Annotated in this window: 13 protein-coding genes; 7 read left to right on the forward strand and 6 right to left on the reverse strand. The window is 65.0% G+C overall.

All coding sequences use genetic code 11. The features are described 5' to 3' along the window. Positions 1–161: 161 nt before the first annotated feature. The 3 genes from QE395_RS00960 to QE395_RS00970 all read right to left on the reverse strand — a co-directional run bounded on the left by QE395_RS00960 (position 162) and on the right by QE395_RS00970 (position 2,678). The gene (locus QE395_RS00960) at positions 162–1,025 is read right to left on the reverse strand and encodes an N-6 DNA methylase (RefSeq protein ID WP_306987308.1); all 864 of its coding nucleotides are present in this window, start codon (positions 1,023–1,025) and stop codon (positions 162–164) included. Then, positions 1,026–1,718, reverse strand: coding sequence for a hypothetical protein (locus tag QE395_RS00965; protein WP_306987310.1), 693 nt, complete (start codon positions 1,716–1,718; stop codon positions 1,026–1,028). A 66-nt stretch (positions 1,719–1,784) separates the two neighbouring features. After that, positions 1,785–2,678 (reverse strand): restriction endonuclease subunit S, encoded by an 894-nt coding sequence (locus tag QE395_RS00970; protein WP_306987311.1) that lies wholly within the window; start codon positions 2,676–2,678, stop codon positions 1,785–1,787. Between the two features lie 137 nt (positions 2,679–2,815). On the opposite strand from QE395_RS00970, the gene QE395_RS00975 reads away from it, so the two are divergent. Further along, a complete protein-coding gene (locus QE395_RS00975; protein WP_176472611.1) occupies positions 2,816–2,959 on the forward strand; it encodes a hypothetical protein in 144 nt (47 codons plus the stop codon). A gap of 50 nt (positions 2,960–3,009) precedes the next feature. Here QE395_RS00975 and QE395_RS00980 read toward each other — a convergent pair whose 3' ends face one another. Next, the gene (locus QE395_RS00980) at positions 3,010–4,344 is read right to left on the reverse strand and encodes a flavohemoglobin expression-modulating QEGLA motif protein (RefSeq protein ID WP_306987312.1); all 1,335 of its coding nucleotides are present in this window, start codon (positions 4,342–4,344) and stop codon (positions 3,010–3,012) included. Positions 4,345–4,458: 114 nt separating this feature from the next. Then, a complete protein-coding gene (locus tag QE395_RS00985; RefSeq protein WP_306987313.1) occupies positions 4,459–5,136 on the reverse strand; it encodes a VOC family protein in 678 nt (225 codons plus the stop codon). Between the two features lie 255 nt (positions 5,137–5,391). On the opposite strand from QE395_RS00985, the gene QE395_RS00990 reads away from it, so the two are divergent. The 5 genes from QE395_RS00990 (at position 5,392) to QE395_RS01010 (ending at position 10,052) form a co-directional block, all read left to right on the forward strand. After that, positions 5,392–5,916 (forward strand): hypothetical protein, encoded by a 525-nt coding sequence (locus QE395_RS00990; protein ID WP_306987314.1) that lies wholly within the window; start codon positions 5,392–5,394, stop codon positions 5,914–5,916. Positions 5,917–5,931: 15 nt separating this feature from the next. Further along, positions 5,932–6,492 (forward strand): hypothetical protein, encoded by a 561-nt coding sequence (locus QE395_RS00995; protein WP_306987315.1) that lies wholly within the window; start codon positions 5,932–5,934, stop codon positions 6,490–6,492. A 120-nt stretch (positions 6,493–6,612) separates the two neighbouring features. Continuing rightward, positions 6,613–8,343, forward strand: coding sequence for a peptidoglycan-binding protein (locus tag QE395_RS01000; protein WP_306987316.1), 1,731 nt, complete (start codon positions 6,613–6,615; stop codon positions 8,341–8,343). A 147-nt stretch (positions 8,344–8,490) separates the two neighbouring features. Further along, positions 8,491–9,327 (forward strand): sugar-phosphatase, encoded by an 837-nt coding sequence (yidA, locus tag QE395_RS01005; protein WP_095363310.1) that lies wholly within the window; start codon positions 8,491–8,493, stop codon positions 9,325–9,327. A 194-nt stretch (positions 9,328–9,521) separates the two neighbouring features. Next, a complete protein-coding gene (locus QE395_RS01010; protein ID WP_141236209.1) occupies positions 9,522–10,052 on the forward strand; it encodes a hypothetical protein in 531 nt (176 codons plus the stop codon). 123 nt (positions 10,053–10,175) lie between these two features. Here QE395_RS01010 and QE395_RS01015 read toward each other — a convergent pair whose 3' ends face one another. Then, positions 10,176–10,886 carry a basic secretory protein-like protein gene (locus tag QE395_RS01015; RefSeq protein WP_068854334.1) on the reverse strand — a complete coding sequence of 237 codons (711 nt, stop codon included), beginning with the start codon at positions 10,884–10,886 and terminating at the stop codon, positions 10,176–10,178. 236 nt (positions 10,887–11,122) lie between these two features. Here QE395_RS01015 and QE395_RS01020 point away from each other — a divergent pair, with 236 nt between their 5' ends. Continuing rightward, positions 11,123–13,870: a TonB-dependent receptor gene (locus QE395_RS01020; RefSeq protein ID WP_176472609.1), complete on the forward strand. Its 2,748-nt coding sequence runs from the start codon at positions 11,123–11,125 to the stop codon at positions 13,868–13,870. The last annotated feature ends 305 nt before the right edge of the window (positions 13,871–14,175 follow it).

Raw genomic sequence — 14,175 nt, forward strand, 5'->3', positions numbered from 1 at the left:
GCGAATGATGTTCATGGCAACAGTGTGGCGATCGGAAGCCGTCGCCGCTGTGTGCATCATTCCGTTTCATGCGTTCGGCGAGCGCGGCGCGTAACGCATTCTCGATGCATATTCCAATCGAGATAGCTTCGGTCAATTGATGAGAGGTTGAAGCGGCGGCGTCAGGTCAAATCCGACAGTTCCCGCTCCAGCGCATCCAGCTCGGCATTCAACGCCGCCTGGAGGGCCACGAACCGCGCGGACAGCTCGGCGCGCTGCGCGCGCAATGTCGCAAGATCCGCAGCGGGGCAGCGGGCCACCGGCTGCACGTAGCGAGCAACACTCAGGTTACCGGCATTGCGGGCCAGCTCCTCGGAACTGGCCAGATACGCCACGCCGGGTACGGTTCTGCGCTCGCTGCAGAGGCGGTGCAGGGTGCGCGCCGCCTGATCACCGAGGCGCGGGCCGCGCTTCCCACGCGTCGCAAGGCCGCGCGCATCCACAAACAGCACGGCGTCCTGCCGGCGCACCTTGCGCAACACCAGCAACGCGGTCGCAACCGACGCACCGGCGAACAGCCGGTCAGGCAGGCCGATCACCATGTCCACCAGGTTCGCGTCCAACCAGCACTGCCGGATGCGCGCTTCCTCGCCATCGCGGAACAGCACGCCATGCGGCACCACGATCGCCATGCGCCCACGTACCGGTTCCAGCGTGGCCAACATGTGCTGGATGAGCGCGGTGTGCGCCCACTGCCGGGAGGGGACGCCCTGCAGGAAGCGGAAGTAGGGGTCGTGGCTGGCCTGCGCTGGCGCCCACTTCAGCGAAAGCGGCGGGCACGCCAGTGCCACATGGAAGCGCTGCAGCTCGCCGTCCTGCAGCAGCGGTTCCTCCAGCGGGTCGCGGACAAAGAGGCGCGGGGTGTCCGTGCCCTGCAGCAGCAGGCGCAGCCGAGCGACCGCGCACTGCATGGCGTCCGCCTCCTGGCCATACAGTGGGTAGCGGGCCGGGCCTGCCGGGCCAATCGAACTTTCCTCATCGCGCATCTAGCTGGCCGCTGCCCGCAGGACGGCCCCCTGCCGGCAGCTGGGATCGTAGACCGCCTCATCCGCGCAGGGGTGGGTGAGCGCAGCCATCAGCCAACTCACCCCTGCGGGCACCTGCGCGGGAAGCAGGGCGTCCACCGCGTCGCCAACGTCCGGACGGGGTACCCCGCGCTGCTGGCGGAAGTCCAATGCCGGCAGTGCAAGCCGCTCCAGCACCTGCAGCAGCACGGCATCGCGCACCAGCGGGTCGTCGGGCAGCGCATCTTCCAGCTTCAACGTCGGGAACAGGCCACCCAGCTTGCGCGGATTGGCCAGGGTGAACACCCGCAGCGCGTTCATCACCCTCAGGCCATTGCCTTCCGCATGGCGTTGCCGGAACAGCGTGTCGAAGCGGGCCTGGAGCGGAACGCTGTAAGGCACGCAGCGCGGCGGCTCGCCCGGCGAGTACGGAATGTCGGGGTTGCCGTAGTACGTGGCGTCGCTGGCCACTTTCAGCAACAGCAACGAGAGGATCAGGCAGGTATCGGCGTCGGGCCGTTTGCCCCCATCGAGCGCGTCGCGGGCGTGGACGAGGGCGGCGAGCGTGGCGGGAACATCTGGCCGCAGCCGGCACGTGACATTGGTTCGAGGAGCAGGAAGGTCAGAACTGTGGATCGTGTGGGTCATGGCCGCGTACAGATTGAGAGCGGACACCAACAGTATGTCCACGGTTCGGATATCCAAAATTCAGATAATCAGCGGAAGCCCTTACGCACGCGGTCATCGTGGCCGCTCGTCCAGAATGTGCGCCGCATAGCGGGCAACCTCCTGATGCCTTGCGGCGATCATCTGCTCGCAGTGAAGCTTCTCAAGCTGCGCTGCCCGCGCGATGGACACGATGCGTTGCTGGAGGAGCAGGGGCGGCAGCTGCACGCGCAACTCCTCGATGGCTGCCTTGCGGAGGCTCTGCTGACGTGATCCCGCAGATTGCCGGCGCAGGTACTCCTGTGCGCCTTCCTGGTTGAGCTGCCACGCGAGGAAGGCGGGCATGATCCGTTCGTGGTCGCTCACACGGATGACATACAGGTGGGGGCTGCAGACCGTGTCGGCGGGTGGGTTGCACAGCAGCACCGCGAGTGGATGGGCGCCGCGTGCGGCGAGCAGGACGTCGCCCTCCTGGACCCAGTCCGGCGCCTTACGCGGGTGCAGCCGCGTACGCAGCAGATCGCACGGATCGTGCACGCCCGATGCGCTCAGGTTCTTCAACTGGATCACGCGGACCGGCCCATCCGGGAAGGCGGTGATTGCACCCCGGAACGGATGTCCCTGGCGGATGCTGGCGATGTCCGAGAGCTTCGTACTGCGACGATGATTGTTCATGGGGCGAACCATGCGCGGCAGGAATTCGCACGTCAAATGTGCGTTTTGCACCATTCGGAATGATGCAGCGGGACCCCTGAAAAGTGATACCTGCACCGCAAACTTCCAGAGGCGCAGCGTTTGATTCCACGCATATGGGTAGGCCGGATCAATCGCGAAAAACAGGTTGCGCACATCATCGCGTCTGGGGTCGTCGCAACGGCCCACATTCATCGTGCTGACTACGCTTTCCTCCACGTCGGGAATATCAGGATTCCGTCTTCGCATAAGCAATGTGGTGGCGGCAGAAAGCATTGAAATACAAGCGGATTCCCGCAGTCCACGCGCGCGGATTGACAAGTCCGTCTGCAAATTGCCACATGGTTTTAACGAGCCGCTGCACACGATTGCCTCGACCGCGGCATACCGCTCGCGGCATCCGGAGACCCGTCATGGCCCAGCAGCGCAATCAGAGTTCCCAGAACCAGCGTGGTGAGCAGCAGGAGCGCGGACGCGAGCAGCAGCAGCAACAGCAGCAGGAACAGCAGCAGCGCAACCAGAATCAGCAGCAGGGCTGGAAGGACGAGGAAGAGTGACGGCTGGCTGTACTGCCGAACCATAAGGGCCCCGCTTCGGCGGGGCCTTTCTATTGCGCGTCAGCGAGTGCAGCGCCGGCCATCAGTTCATCCTCCACCGCGGAGAACCGCTGCAGGTCGAACGTATCCAGCCGCATCGCCTGCGCGGCCGTGGAGAACGCCAGCGTCGCCAGCACCCGCTCGGGGTGCTGTGCCCACGGCGGTACATAGCGTGGCGCTGCAATCAGCCCACTCTCGCGGTAGGGCGCCAAGGTCACCAGGTCGCCCAGATCAACCCGCCCACAGAACAGCAGCCGCAGCGTATCGCCCCGGTTCTCATGCAGGGCGCGCTTGATGAAGGCGGTCACCAGCAGCAGCCCTTCCAGGTAGGCGCCATCCTTGGTGAAGCACACCCGCCCGCGTACGTCGCCGCCCCGGAAGATGCGGGCCGCGCTGCGGTAGCTGTCCACCTCCGATTGCCCGGCAGCGAGGAACGCGCGGAACACCTCGATGAAGTCCGCGCCCTCCAGGGCTTCCTGCAACCGCACCACCCGCAATGCCAGCCGGCGCAGGCGGTTGATGTCCATCGCCCCGGTGATGATCTCCGAGAACGTGGCCAGCCCCTCCTGCGTGCGCGTGGTGCGGGGCGCACCCGCGCCGAGGCAGCGCAGCCACGGCTGGTGCTTGCCGTTGAGCAGGGTGGCCGAGTGGATGAAGGCCTCATGCTCGACCAGCTGGTCCAGATCCAGCTGCGAGAACAACGCATCGGCGCGCAGGCGGATCACCTTGCTGCCGGCGGCGGCCTTGGAGGCCAGCTCGGTATCCAGCACCACTTTCACTTCGTCGTCGGTGAAGAACGGCTCGATGCGCTGGCGCAGCAGCACGGAGAAGTCCGGCGCTGGAATGTCGTACTGGATGCGCGGCACGTACTGCGAGCCGATCAGCTGGTCGGTGATGGCCAGCATCTGCGCGGCCGACTGCGCGGTGGTGGTGGTCTGCGAGCGGTACCGGGTGCTGGGCTGGCCGTACAGCAGCGTGGAGCACGCGGTGAAGCGGGGGTTGCCGATGTTGGCCAGCATGCTGGCGGCCACGCGGTAGCTCCACGCGGTGCGGTACAGCCAGTCGCCCACGGGATGGCCTCGGTCCAGGTGCTGCAGGATGTCGTCCAGCGCCGCAATGGTGTCGGTGTGGTCAACCGGCTGGGTCGGCGGGGCCGGCATCTCCGGCGCTCCGGCGCGCCAGGAGGCCAGGAAGCGGGTTTCCATCTCGATCGGCCACGCCAGCCCGGACAGCACGCGGATCCTGTTGCCAAGCTTGGCCAGCCGCGCATCCACTTCCAGTAAAGGCGCAAGCGCAGGGTCCGCCTGGGTGGGGTCGGGGCAGGAGGGGGACGTGACCTTTTCCACGGCGGTACCCTGGCTTGAGCACCCTCCCACTGTGTTGGGAGCGGAATGCCCCGGCAACCGCGCTTCTACCTGCCGGAAGGCAGCAAATGTACTGGGCGCAGGTGAATGGGGCGATCAGGCTGGCGCACGCGCGCGCAGGTGCCAGCCCTGCGCGGGGTCGTCCAGCGCGCCCGCCGCCACGTCGCCCAGCGTCACCACGATGCCCCGTGCGTTGGGCAGCACCTTCTCCTCCGGAAACCAGCGGCGGGTGGCATCCACCACGATCAGCAGGCCCTCGTCATCGCCCAGCGCAGCGAAGTGCGGCACGGGTGGGCTGAGGTAGCCCAGCCCGAATGCCGCTTCGGCGCGGGCAGACAGCGCGGCCACGTCGGCCGTAGGCAGCCCGACCTCGCTCACGCAGGTCAGCTCGCTGCCGTGGAACGCCCCGACCCGCCCGGACGCAGGCAGCCGGCGCCGCCCGATCAGTTCCAGGATCAGCCCATCGGGGCCATCGAAGTAGATGGATTCCGACTCCCAGCGCCCGCCAAAGGTGAAGTGCGCCTCGCCCTTGGCATTGCGCTGCAGAGGCGTGCGCGCCAGCAGCCAGGCGGTGGAGGCCTCGAAACGATCCGCCGGCACATTGAAGGCCAGATGCACGCCGCCGATCGGGTCGCTGCCTGCCGGGCGCAGTTGCACGCCGGTCCAGCCGATCCGCACCACGTCGTCCTGCACCGGCAGCTGCAGCACTTCTGCGAAGTAGGCGCTCACCTGTGCAACGTCGGAAACGGGAAGCTGGAGCGTATGGATGCGCATGGAACCAGGCACCGAAAGGAGGAGGTGATGTCAAAAGGCTGACATCGCCGGTTGGGAGAATGGATCCTTGGCCCTTACAATGTGATGAGCTTCACGTTAACTACGTGCGTTTCATCACGCATGTCGTCACCGCCCGGGTCCGTGGGCGGGATGTGAACGCCATGGCATTGGCGCGCAGCTATCCTACGCCCCCCGGCGTAGTGTGATGCGCGCCACGACACGAATCAGGAGGATCCGTTGTCCCATCATCGTCCCATGACGCTGCTCGCCCTGTCGCTGAGCATCCTGCTGGCCGCGTGCAAGCCCGACGCCGCCCCGACCGCTCCGGCGGATGCCACCACACCCGTCGCCGCAGCACCTGCTGCCGCCCCGGCCGCCGCACCCGCCACTGCCGAGCCCACGGCACCGGCCACTGCCGCCGATGCCTCCGCCACCTGCGAACTGGCCGACTTCGATGCGTTCCTGCCGGAGTTCGGCAAGAAGATCGCCCTGCAGGAGAAGTCGGTAGCCGACCCGCTGTTGAGCGAACGCTACGACACCGAAGGGCAGGGCGAGCCCACTCTGGTCACCGAGAAGGTCGCGCTCAGCGAGGTCACCTGGCCGGTCATGCCCAACCCCTCGGGCCTGAAGGCCGTGGGCCGCGAGATGCAGGTAACCAAAGAGGCCGATGGCAGCATGAAGGTGCTGATCCGCACGCCCGATACCAGCAACCAGCAGTCGTACTACTTCGCCCAGCGCCCGTGCTGGCAGCTGGTGCGCATGGCCGATGAGTCGATCTGATCCAGGGAGCGGGTGATGTCCACACTGCGTTTCGTTCCGACTGCCGCACTGGTGCTGTTGATGGCCGCGTGCAATGCACCCACCGGGGAGCGCGGCACCGCCGCCACTCCGGAAACCGCCGCCGCGCCTGCGGTCGCAGCGGCGACTACCCCTTCACCCACACCGCAGGAAGAGAAAGGCATGCACAAGGAATGCCCAGGTGCCACGCTGCACCTGACCGCGTTGCCGACCAAGGACGGCGACACCACCCGCACCCGCCTGGAGATCGAAAAGGACGGCCAGCGCCGTACCATCGAGACCCCGGCAGAGCTGGGTGACTACACCGCTGTTGGCCTGGCCTGCGCTGAAGACAAGCAGGGCGCTTCGTATTTCGTGGTGCAGTACGGCGAACTGCCGTTCGGCTGCGCGTTCTGCGAATGGTTCACGCTGTACGACGCCGATGGCAGGCAGCTGACCCACAACACCCCGCCCCTGCGCGGCGAAGCCGATGCGCAGTCGCCCAACAACGACGAGTATTCGCAGCTGATCGCCAAGCTCGGCATCACTCACCCGGAGGTGGACTACATCGAAGACTGAGCAGTACATCGACAAGACGTCGATGCGCGTTGCCCGGACACGATGTCCGGTAGGTATCGACCGTTGGTCGATACACCCCTTTAAGGAAAGCCCCTTTCTCATAGAATGGATAGCACAGACATGCCTAATGACATCTACACCAACATGGTGCAGCCGCCTGGCGCGGCATACCGCAGCAACCAGATCGAATCGTGGAGCCACTACCGCGAACCGATCGACGAAAGCCGCGCGCTGCACGGCCAATCGCGCCGCTGGGGCGATGCCTCCCCCGAAGTACAGTCGCGCGTGATCGACTCGCTGATCGAGTCCTCGCGCGAAGCCGGCCTGACCCCGCGCGAAACCGCGTATGTGCTGGCCATCGCCCGCGTCGAATCCGGCTTCAACCCGGATGCCGCCGCCGGCACCACCTCGGCCTCCGGCCTGGGCCAGTTCATCGACCGCACCGGCAAGCACTACGGCCTGAACAACGCCAACCGCTTCGACGTCGACGCGCAGTCCGACGCGCTGGTGGCGCACTTCGTCGACAACCGCAACCTGGCACGCGACCGTGGCCAGGGCGAAGACTACATCTACAAGTACCACCACGATGGCCCGACCAAGGACTACGGCGGCCTCGGCCTGTCGCAGCGCAAGGTCGCGCCGCATCTGGATGAGTACGAACAGTTCGTCAACCAGCGCCTGAGCCAGACCCAGGCGCAGGCTCCGGCCCAGCAGCATGCCGTTGCGGGCGCCGCCGCTGCCGTGGCCGGCGCTGCTGCGGTTGGCGCCGCCGCCACCCAGGTGCGCTCCTACGAGCACACCATGCAGGTGATGCTGCCGCCGCAGAACGGCGTCAAGCCGCACATCACCGGCCACTTCGGTGAGCACCGTGGCGAGAAGAGCCATGGCGGCAGCGACTTCAACTACGTCGGTGGCCAGACCGGCCGCAACCTGCAGCACCCGACCATCCACGCGCCGATCGCCGGCACCGTGACCTCGGTGGGCGGCAAGTACGGCACGGTGATGATCCAGGACGCGCAGGGCAACTCGCACCAGATCCTGCACATGCAGGACACCAAGGTGAAGGTCGGGCAGCACGTGGAGCCGGGCGACCCGATCGGCACCATGGGCGGCCGCGGCCCGCAGGGCGCCAACCAGTACGCCCAGCACGTGCACTACCAGATGAAGGATCCGGCCGGGAAGCTGATCAACCCGGAGACCTACTGGAACAAGGGCATCCAGCAGGAAGCGGGCAAGCACGGGCATGCGCACGACCATGACCACGCGCCGGCCGGCACCCTGCGCAAGGGCGACCGCAGCGATGAAGTGACCAAGCTGCAGGAAGAGCTGAACCGCCTGGGGGTGCGCGATGCCAACGGCAACCGCCTTTCCGAAGACGGCAAGTTCGGCGACAACACCCGTGAAGCGGTGCAGGCCTTCCAGAAGCAGCAGGGCCTGAAGGACGACGGCATCGTGGGCCGGGAGACCTTCGGCAAGCTGGCCGCCACCCAGGCGCAGGGGGCGGAAACCCGCACCGCCACTGGCCCGCAGCTGGGCGAGAAGGGACACGCGGACACGCCGCTGCACAACGCGATCCGTGGCCAGCTGCCGGCCGCCATCTCCAACGAAGCGGCGGCCAACGTCACCCTGCAGGCCAAGCAGGCCGGCATTGATTCGCCGGAGAAGCTGCAGAGCGTGACCGTGCAGGACGGCAAGGCGTTCGTGATGGGCACCACCCCGGGCTACCGCACCGCGGTGGACCTGAGCGAGGCGCCGTCGCTGGAGCACACCAACGCCCAGCTGCAAAGCAACAACGCCAGCCAGCAGCAACAGGTGCAGGAAGAGCAGCAGAAGGTGGCGATGGGCCGCTGAGCCCGCCGTCGATCTGCGCAACAGCGTGTGTGGTATGGAGGCCAGCCGGGGCAACCCGGCTGGCCTTTTCTTTGCCGGGGCGCCCCTGGCTTAAACTACCCTGCGGCTGCATCGCAGCGTTTCTGGCAGTGAACGAGGTTGATCGAGATGGAGATGGGACGCCGCCAGCCGGCCATTGAACTGGTGGCCATCGATATGGATGGCACGCTGCTGGACCCGGCGCACAAGCTCACCCCGCGCGTGAAGCAGGCCATCGCCCGCGCACGGGCGCAGGGTGTGCGGATCGTGTTGACCAGCGGGCGACCGGTGTCCGGCCTTGCCCCGTTCCTGGAGGAACTGGACATCAATGGCGCGGACGACTACTGCATCGCCTGCAATGGCGGGCTGGTCACCCGCGTTGCCAGTGGCGAGGTGGTGGTGGAATACCCGCTCAGCTTCGCTGATTTCCTGTTCTGCGAGCAGGTGGCGCGCGAGCTGGGCGTGCACTTCCAGGCGCTGGATGGCGAACGGCTGTACACGCCCAACCGCGACATCAGCATCTACACCGTGGCCGATTCGCACCTGTCACGCGTGCCGTTGTCCTATCGCAGCGTGGAAGAAATGGACCCGGCGATGTCCTTCATCAAACTGATGATGGTCGACGAACCGCAGGTCCTGGACGCTGTCATCCCGCGCCTGCCATCGGCGCTGACCGAACGCTTCGCCGTGCTCAAGAGCGCGGCGTTCTTCCTCGAAGTGTTCGACCACCGCGCTGGCAAGGGCCCAAGCCTGCAGAAGCTGGCCGAGCACCTGGGCATCGACCGCATGCAGGTGATGGCCATCGGCGACCAGGAAAACGACCTGACCATGCTTCAGTACGCCGGCACCAGCGTGGCGATGGGCAACGCGGTGGACATCGTCAAGTCGACCGCGCTGCATCAGACCACCACCAATTCCGAAGACGGCGTGGCCCGGGCAATCGAGCGTTTCGTGCTGGGTGACTAGAGCAGTGGCGGTCCTTCAATGTCAATGATGAATCAAACCGCAAATCGATGAAGATCGAAGTCGGCACGAGCTTGCCGTCGGCTCGTGCTCTGGGTGAACTGGTCGAAGTACGCGGAGCGCCCAAACGGCCGCCGACATCATTCCCTTCTTTCTGAGGATCAATTGTGCATGTAGGAACATTGAGATCAGTCATCGTGGCGATTGCATTACTTTCCGTAACGGCACAGGTAGAGGCCAAGAACGCTAAGATTGACCTCGTGTCAAAGGTGTTCCGTGAGGGCGAGTACACCCCCCATGTCTATCTTGAATCTGACATTCTTCGCCGTTACGGCGAAGGAGACTTGACCACGGACAATGCGGGCTTGCTGCGCCGCAGATACTGGGATCCATCCACCGAGTGGGAGATAGTGATCGTATCCAACCCTGACATTGGGCCGAAATACCGAACTATTGATGAGATTCGGGTGTCACCGGTCCTTACAGGAAAGCAGGCACCCAGCATTACCGAGAGCTTGAAGGGACTGAAGCTGAAAGGGGTTGGAATAGGCGATCCGGCATCGTCCGCAGAGAGCGCTACTCGTCGCTACGGCCAGACACACAGATCCAAAGAGAGACTCGGCCGGTTTGATGTCGAGCGCATCTGCGGCTACCTCGATGGCACTAGCATCTGCTTCGATATTCGAGAAGAGAAAGTAGTCGCAATGGCGGTGGGCGCTGGTCCTTGACATGGAAAGCCATACTCCCACCAATGCTGTGAGGCATCACTGAGCTGACCGCGCAAGGCCAGCCCCGGAGCCGGATTCCAAAGACGGCGTGGCCTTGGCCATCGAGCGTTTCGTGCTACGGGATCAAGCGCCGCGCGCACCATTACCCTGCTGCGCAACATAAGCCTCCCACAGCGCGGCCAGGTCTTCGCCGGTGTGCGCCTTCCACAACGCCGGCGTATAGGTGCCCTTGCGCAGCGCCGCATCCAGCGCCTTCACCAACCCCGGATGCCCGGCTTCGCTCCACTTCAGGAACGCACCGGTAACGCGGTAGCCGGTGTCCACCTTGTGCTCCGGCTTGACCTGCGAAGGCAGCGCCCAGCCGCCAGCAGCGTTGTCCACGCCGTAATGGTCGCGGGCATAGTCGGCGATGCCCTCTACCAACCATGACGGCGCCTGTTCGCTGGCATAGCCCGGGTAGCCCTGCACGATGTGCATGGCCTCATGGGTTACCAGGTCGGTGTCGTTGGGATGTTTCTCCAACCAGCGCGGGTTGATGGTGATGGTGGCCGACTTCTCCTTCTCACCTACATACGCAACCCCGTCGTACGACGGGTCCATGACGATACGCACGCTGGACGGCGCAGCGGGATGGTAATCGCGGCGTTCGCGCGGATACGTGGCGAAGAAGGTGGCGATGATGCGGTCGCGCACGGCAGCAACCGTTGATCCGCTCTGGTCCTGGTAAGTCAGGGTGACGCCATCGCGCGTCTGTTGGATTTCCGCGGCGTGTGCGGCGGGAAACGCGAGGGTTGCAGCAACGACAGGGACGATCAGGCAACGGCGCAGACGCATACGCGGCACTCCAGGACGTGATGGGCAACCGCGCTGATCCTGCAACACGGCAGCGGCCGCCCGCAAGTGCCATTTCGTTCGATCTAAGCGCTTGGAAATGGTTTCATTTCAAATTGTTGACAATTCATTTAGATCGATCTAGAAAAGCTGCACCCCACGCCCCACGGAAGCCCCTGCACCCCCAACTCTCCTGCGCCGATGCGGTGCCGGGAGACCTTGTACTGGAGATCTGCAAGATGAAGCGCACGTTGCTGTCGTTGCTGGTGTCATCCGTACTGCTCCACCCCCTGGCCGCACAGGCACAGGCGTCCCCCTCCGACGAAGAAGGCGCCACGCCGGCTACCCGTCAGCTGGATACGGTGAACGTCACCGGCTCGCTGATTCCCCGCGCGCAGATCGAAGGGCCTTCGCCGGTGACCACCATCACGGCCGAGGAAATCGAGGCACAGGGCTTCACCACGGTGTTCGATGCGCTGCGCTCGCTGCCGATGGCCAACGGCTCGGTGCAGGACTCGCAGGGCACCGGCTTCTACACCCCGGGCGCAAAGACCGTCAGCCTGTTCGGGCTGGACCCGAGCTACACGCTCACCCTGCTCAACGGGCGGCCGCTCAACAGCTATCCGCTTGCCTACAACGGCAACACCAGCATCGTGGACATCGCCAACATTCCGCTGGGCATGGTGGAACGCATCGACGTGCTCACCGGTGGGCAGTCGTCGGTGTACGGCTCGTCGGCCGTGGCGGGCGTGATCAACATCGTGCTGAAGGACAAGGTGGAGGGCACCCACTTCCGCTACCGCGCTGGCGGCTACAGCGATGGCGGCGGCTCCAGCCAGCGCTTCATCTTCAGCAGCGGCCATTCCTTCGGCAACCTGGACCTCAGCTACGGGCTGGAATACACCAAGCAGAAGCCCATCTTCGCTTCCGACCGCAGCTACATCGACAGCGTCAACGACAGCCCGACCGGGCCGCAGGACCCCTCGCGTACCTTCCTGCGCATGCAGATGTCCCCCAACGGCTACATCGACCCCGGCCAGGCCACCTGCGCCCCCCTGTCCTACCTGTTCGGTGGCAGCACCACCTACGCGCATCGCAACGCGGCCGGCACCGGCTACTACTGCGGCAGCCCGGACAACGTCGGCACCGCCACGCTCTACAACAAGAGCGAGGACGTCAACGCCACCACCTTCCTGCGCTACCACCTCAGCGAAACCACCGAGCTGTACTCGGACATTCTCTTCAGCTTCGGCCGGCCCACCTATTCCGGGGGAAGCCCGTTCTGGAACAAGACCTTCTACAACCAGACCACTGGAAACTATGAGCAGTGGCAGCGCATCTACGCGCCCGAAGAAGTCGGCATGGACGCGAAGGACCAGCGCGTCTATACCCGCTCGTGGAACATCACCGCCGGCGCACGCGGCGGGCTGGGCGACACCGGCTTCGATTACGACGTTTACGTGAACCGCTCCAGCACCGACGTCACCCGCAAGTCCACCGACTTCCTGGCCAGGGGCGGTATTGACGATTATTACCTTGGCCCGCAGCTGGGCACGGTCAACGGCTACGAAGCCTATGCGCCGAACCTGGACGTGCTGTACCAGCCCCTCACCCGCGCGCAGTACGACCAGTTCAGCGGCACCAACCGCGCCGCGTCTTCGGCGTCGCGTACCGGTGTGACCGCGCTGGTGACCAATACGTCGTTGTTCGGCCTGCCGGCGGGCGATGTCGGCTTTGCGATGATCCTGCAGGGCACCCGCGAGAAGTTCTTCAACCAGTCGGCCGATCCCAATGCCGCCGTGCTGTTCCGTGGCCAGACCGCAGGGACCTCGGCCGAAGGCCAGCGTGACCTCTATGCGGTGGGCGCCGAACTTCAGGTGCCGATCTTCGACACGTTCAGCGCGAACTTGTCGGGGCGCTATGACAAGTACTCCCTGCAGGGCGGCGGTGGCAACGGCAAGGCGACCTGGAAGCTCGGCCTGGAATATCGCCCGATCGATTCCCTGCTGCTGCGTGGCAGCTATGCCACCGCCTTCCGCTCGCCGGACATGTTCTACCTGTATTCGCGCGAGAGCAGCGGCTACACCACCAACGTGGACACCTTCCTGTGCCGCAGCGCAGGCTACACCTCCGAAAACTTCGACGAGTGCCCGCAGGCATCGCTGTCGGTGCTGTCCTCCAGCACCGGCAACCGCGACCTCAAGGACATCACGGCGGAAACCTTCACCTATGGCGTGGTCTGGTCGGCGCTGGACAATGCCCTGAACCTGTCGCTGGACTACAACTCGGTGAAGATCGAGAACGAAGTGTCCATCCTGGGCACCGACAGCATCCTCGCCACCGAGGCCAACTGCCGCCTGGGGACGTCCGAGAATGGCGATGTGGCATTCGACATCAACTCGCCAACCTGTCGCCAGGTCCTGGCCCAGGTGCAGCGCCTGCCGGCCACCGACCCGCTCAATCCCAACGGCGTATCCAAGGTCTTCTCGTATCCGATCAACCTGGCCAAGCAGCGCCAGACCGGCATCCAGGCATCGGGCGACTACCGCTGGAGCGCCGGGCGCGCTGGTGATTTCGGCGTGACCGCAGGCTACTACCGGCCGCTGAAGCACGAACTGCAGCAGCAGGAAGGCGACCCGGTCTACGACATGCTCTGCTGTGGCTATTCCAACGAGCTGCAGTACCGCGCAACGCTGGGCGTGAACTGGAACATCGGTGCCTTCAGCACCAACGTGTACGGCGTGCGCAATGCCCGGACCTGGAATGCCACCGGCGAGGAACGCAACATCGGCCCGTGGACGACCTGGAACGCCACGCTCAACTACCGCATCAACAAGCTGGCCAGCGTGCTGCTCACGGCCAACAACCTCACCAACGAGCGGCCGCCGGTGGACAGCACCAACGGCAACTGGCCGTACTACGACCAGGGCGTCTACAACGCCTTCGGCCGTTCGATGTTCGTCGAGCTGTCGCTGGACTTCCAGTAAGCAGGAGCGGATCCAACCCTGCCGCCAAGGTATCGCGACGGCACACGCGCCGCGCGCCACTGGCGGTAGGGTTGGTTCCCAAACAACCGCCGACAACGGCGCAACCCCCGGTAACGCATGACCAGCAACGGAGCAGAACCCCCCACCACCTGAACGCCAACACCATTCCAAAGGCTGCTTTGAAAGTACTTGCATGGCCCGGGCGGGACGCGCCCTACACCCTGCTCTGATGCGGCAGTAGCAGCGTTGATCGGGTGGAGCAGTACGTGTCGGCAATTGCAGGAAGTTGGATAGCCCACAGGGAG

This window comes from Stenotrophomonas sp. SORGH_AS_0282 (assembly GCF_030818125.1).
In the GTDB taxonomy this organism is placed as follows: Bacteria; Pseudomonadota; Gammaproteobacteria; order Xanthomonadales; family Xanthomonadaceae; genus Stenotrophomonas; species Stenotrophomonas rhizophila_A.

What these genes read in the sequence shown, in the direction of transcription:
- QE395_RS00960 (WP_306987308.1), bottom strand. Translation starts at nt 1,025, where the DNA reads ATGCGCGATGAGGAAAGTTCGATTGGCCCGGCAGGCCCGGCCCGCTAC.
- QE395_RS00970 (WP_306987311.1), bottom strand. Translation starts at nt 2,678, where the DNA reads ATGCTTTCTGCCGCCACCACATTGCTTATGCGAAGACGGAATCCTGAT.
- QE395_RS00975 (WP_176472611.1), top strand. Translation starts at nt 2,816, where the DNA reads ATGGCCCAGCAGCGCAATCAGAGTTCCCAGAACCAGCGTGGTGAGCAG.
- QE395_RS00985 (WP_306987313.1), bottom strand. Translation starts at nt 5,136, where the DNA reads ATGCGCATCCATACGCTCCAGCTTCCCGTTTCCGACGTTGCACAGGTG.
- QE395_RS00990 (WP_306987314.1), top strand. Translation starts at nt 5,392, where the DNA reads ATGACGCTGCTCGCCCTGTCGCTGAGCATCCTGCTGGCCGCGTGCAAG.
- QE395_RS00995 (WP_306987315.1), top strand. Translation starts at nt 5,932, where the DNA reads ATGTCCACACTGCGTTTCGTTCCGACTGCCGCACTGGTGCTGTTGATG.
- QE395_RS01000 (WP_306987316.1), top strand. Translation starts at nt 6,613, where the DNA reads ATGCCTAATGACATCTACACCAACATGGTGCAGCCGCCTGGCGCGGCA.
- yidA (WP_095363310.1), top strand. Translation starts at nt 8,491, where the DNA reads ATGGAGATGGGACGCCGCCAGCCGGCCATTGAACTGGTGGCCATCGAT.
- QE395_RS01015 (WP_068854334.1), bottom strand. Translation starts at nt 10,886, where the DNA reads ATGCGTCTGCGCCGTTGCCTGATCGTCCCTGTCGTTGCTGCAACCCTC.
- QE395_RS01020 (WP_176472609.1), top strand. Translation starts at nt 11,123, where the DNA reads ATGAAGCGCACGTTGCTGTCGTTGCTGGTGTCATCCGTACTGCTCCAC.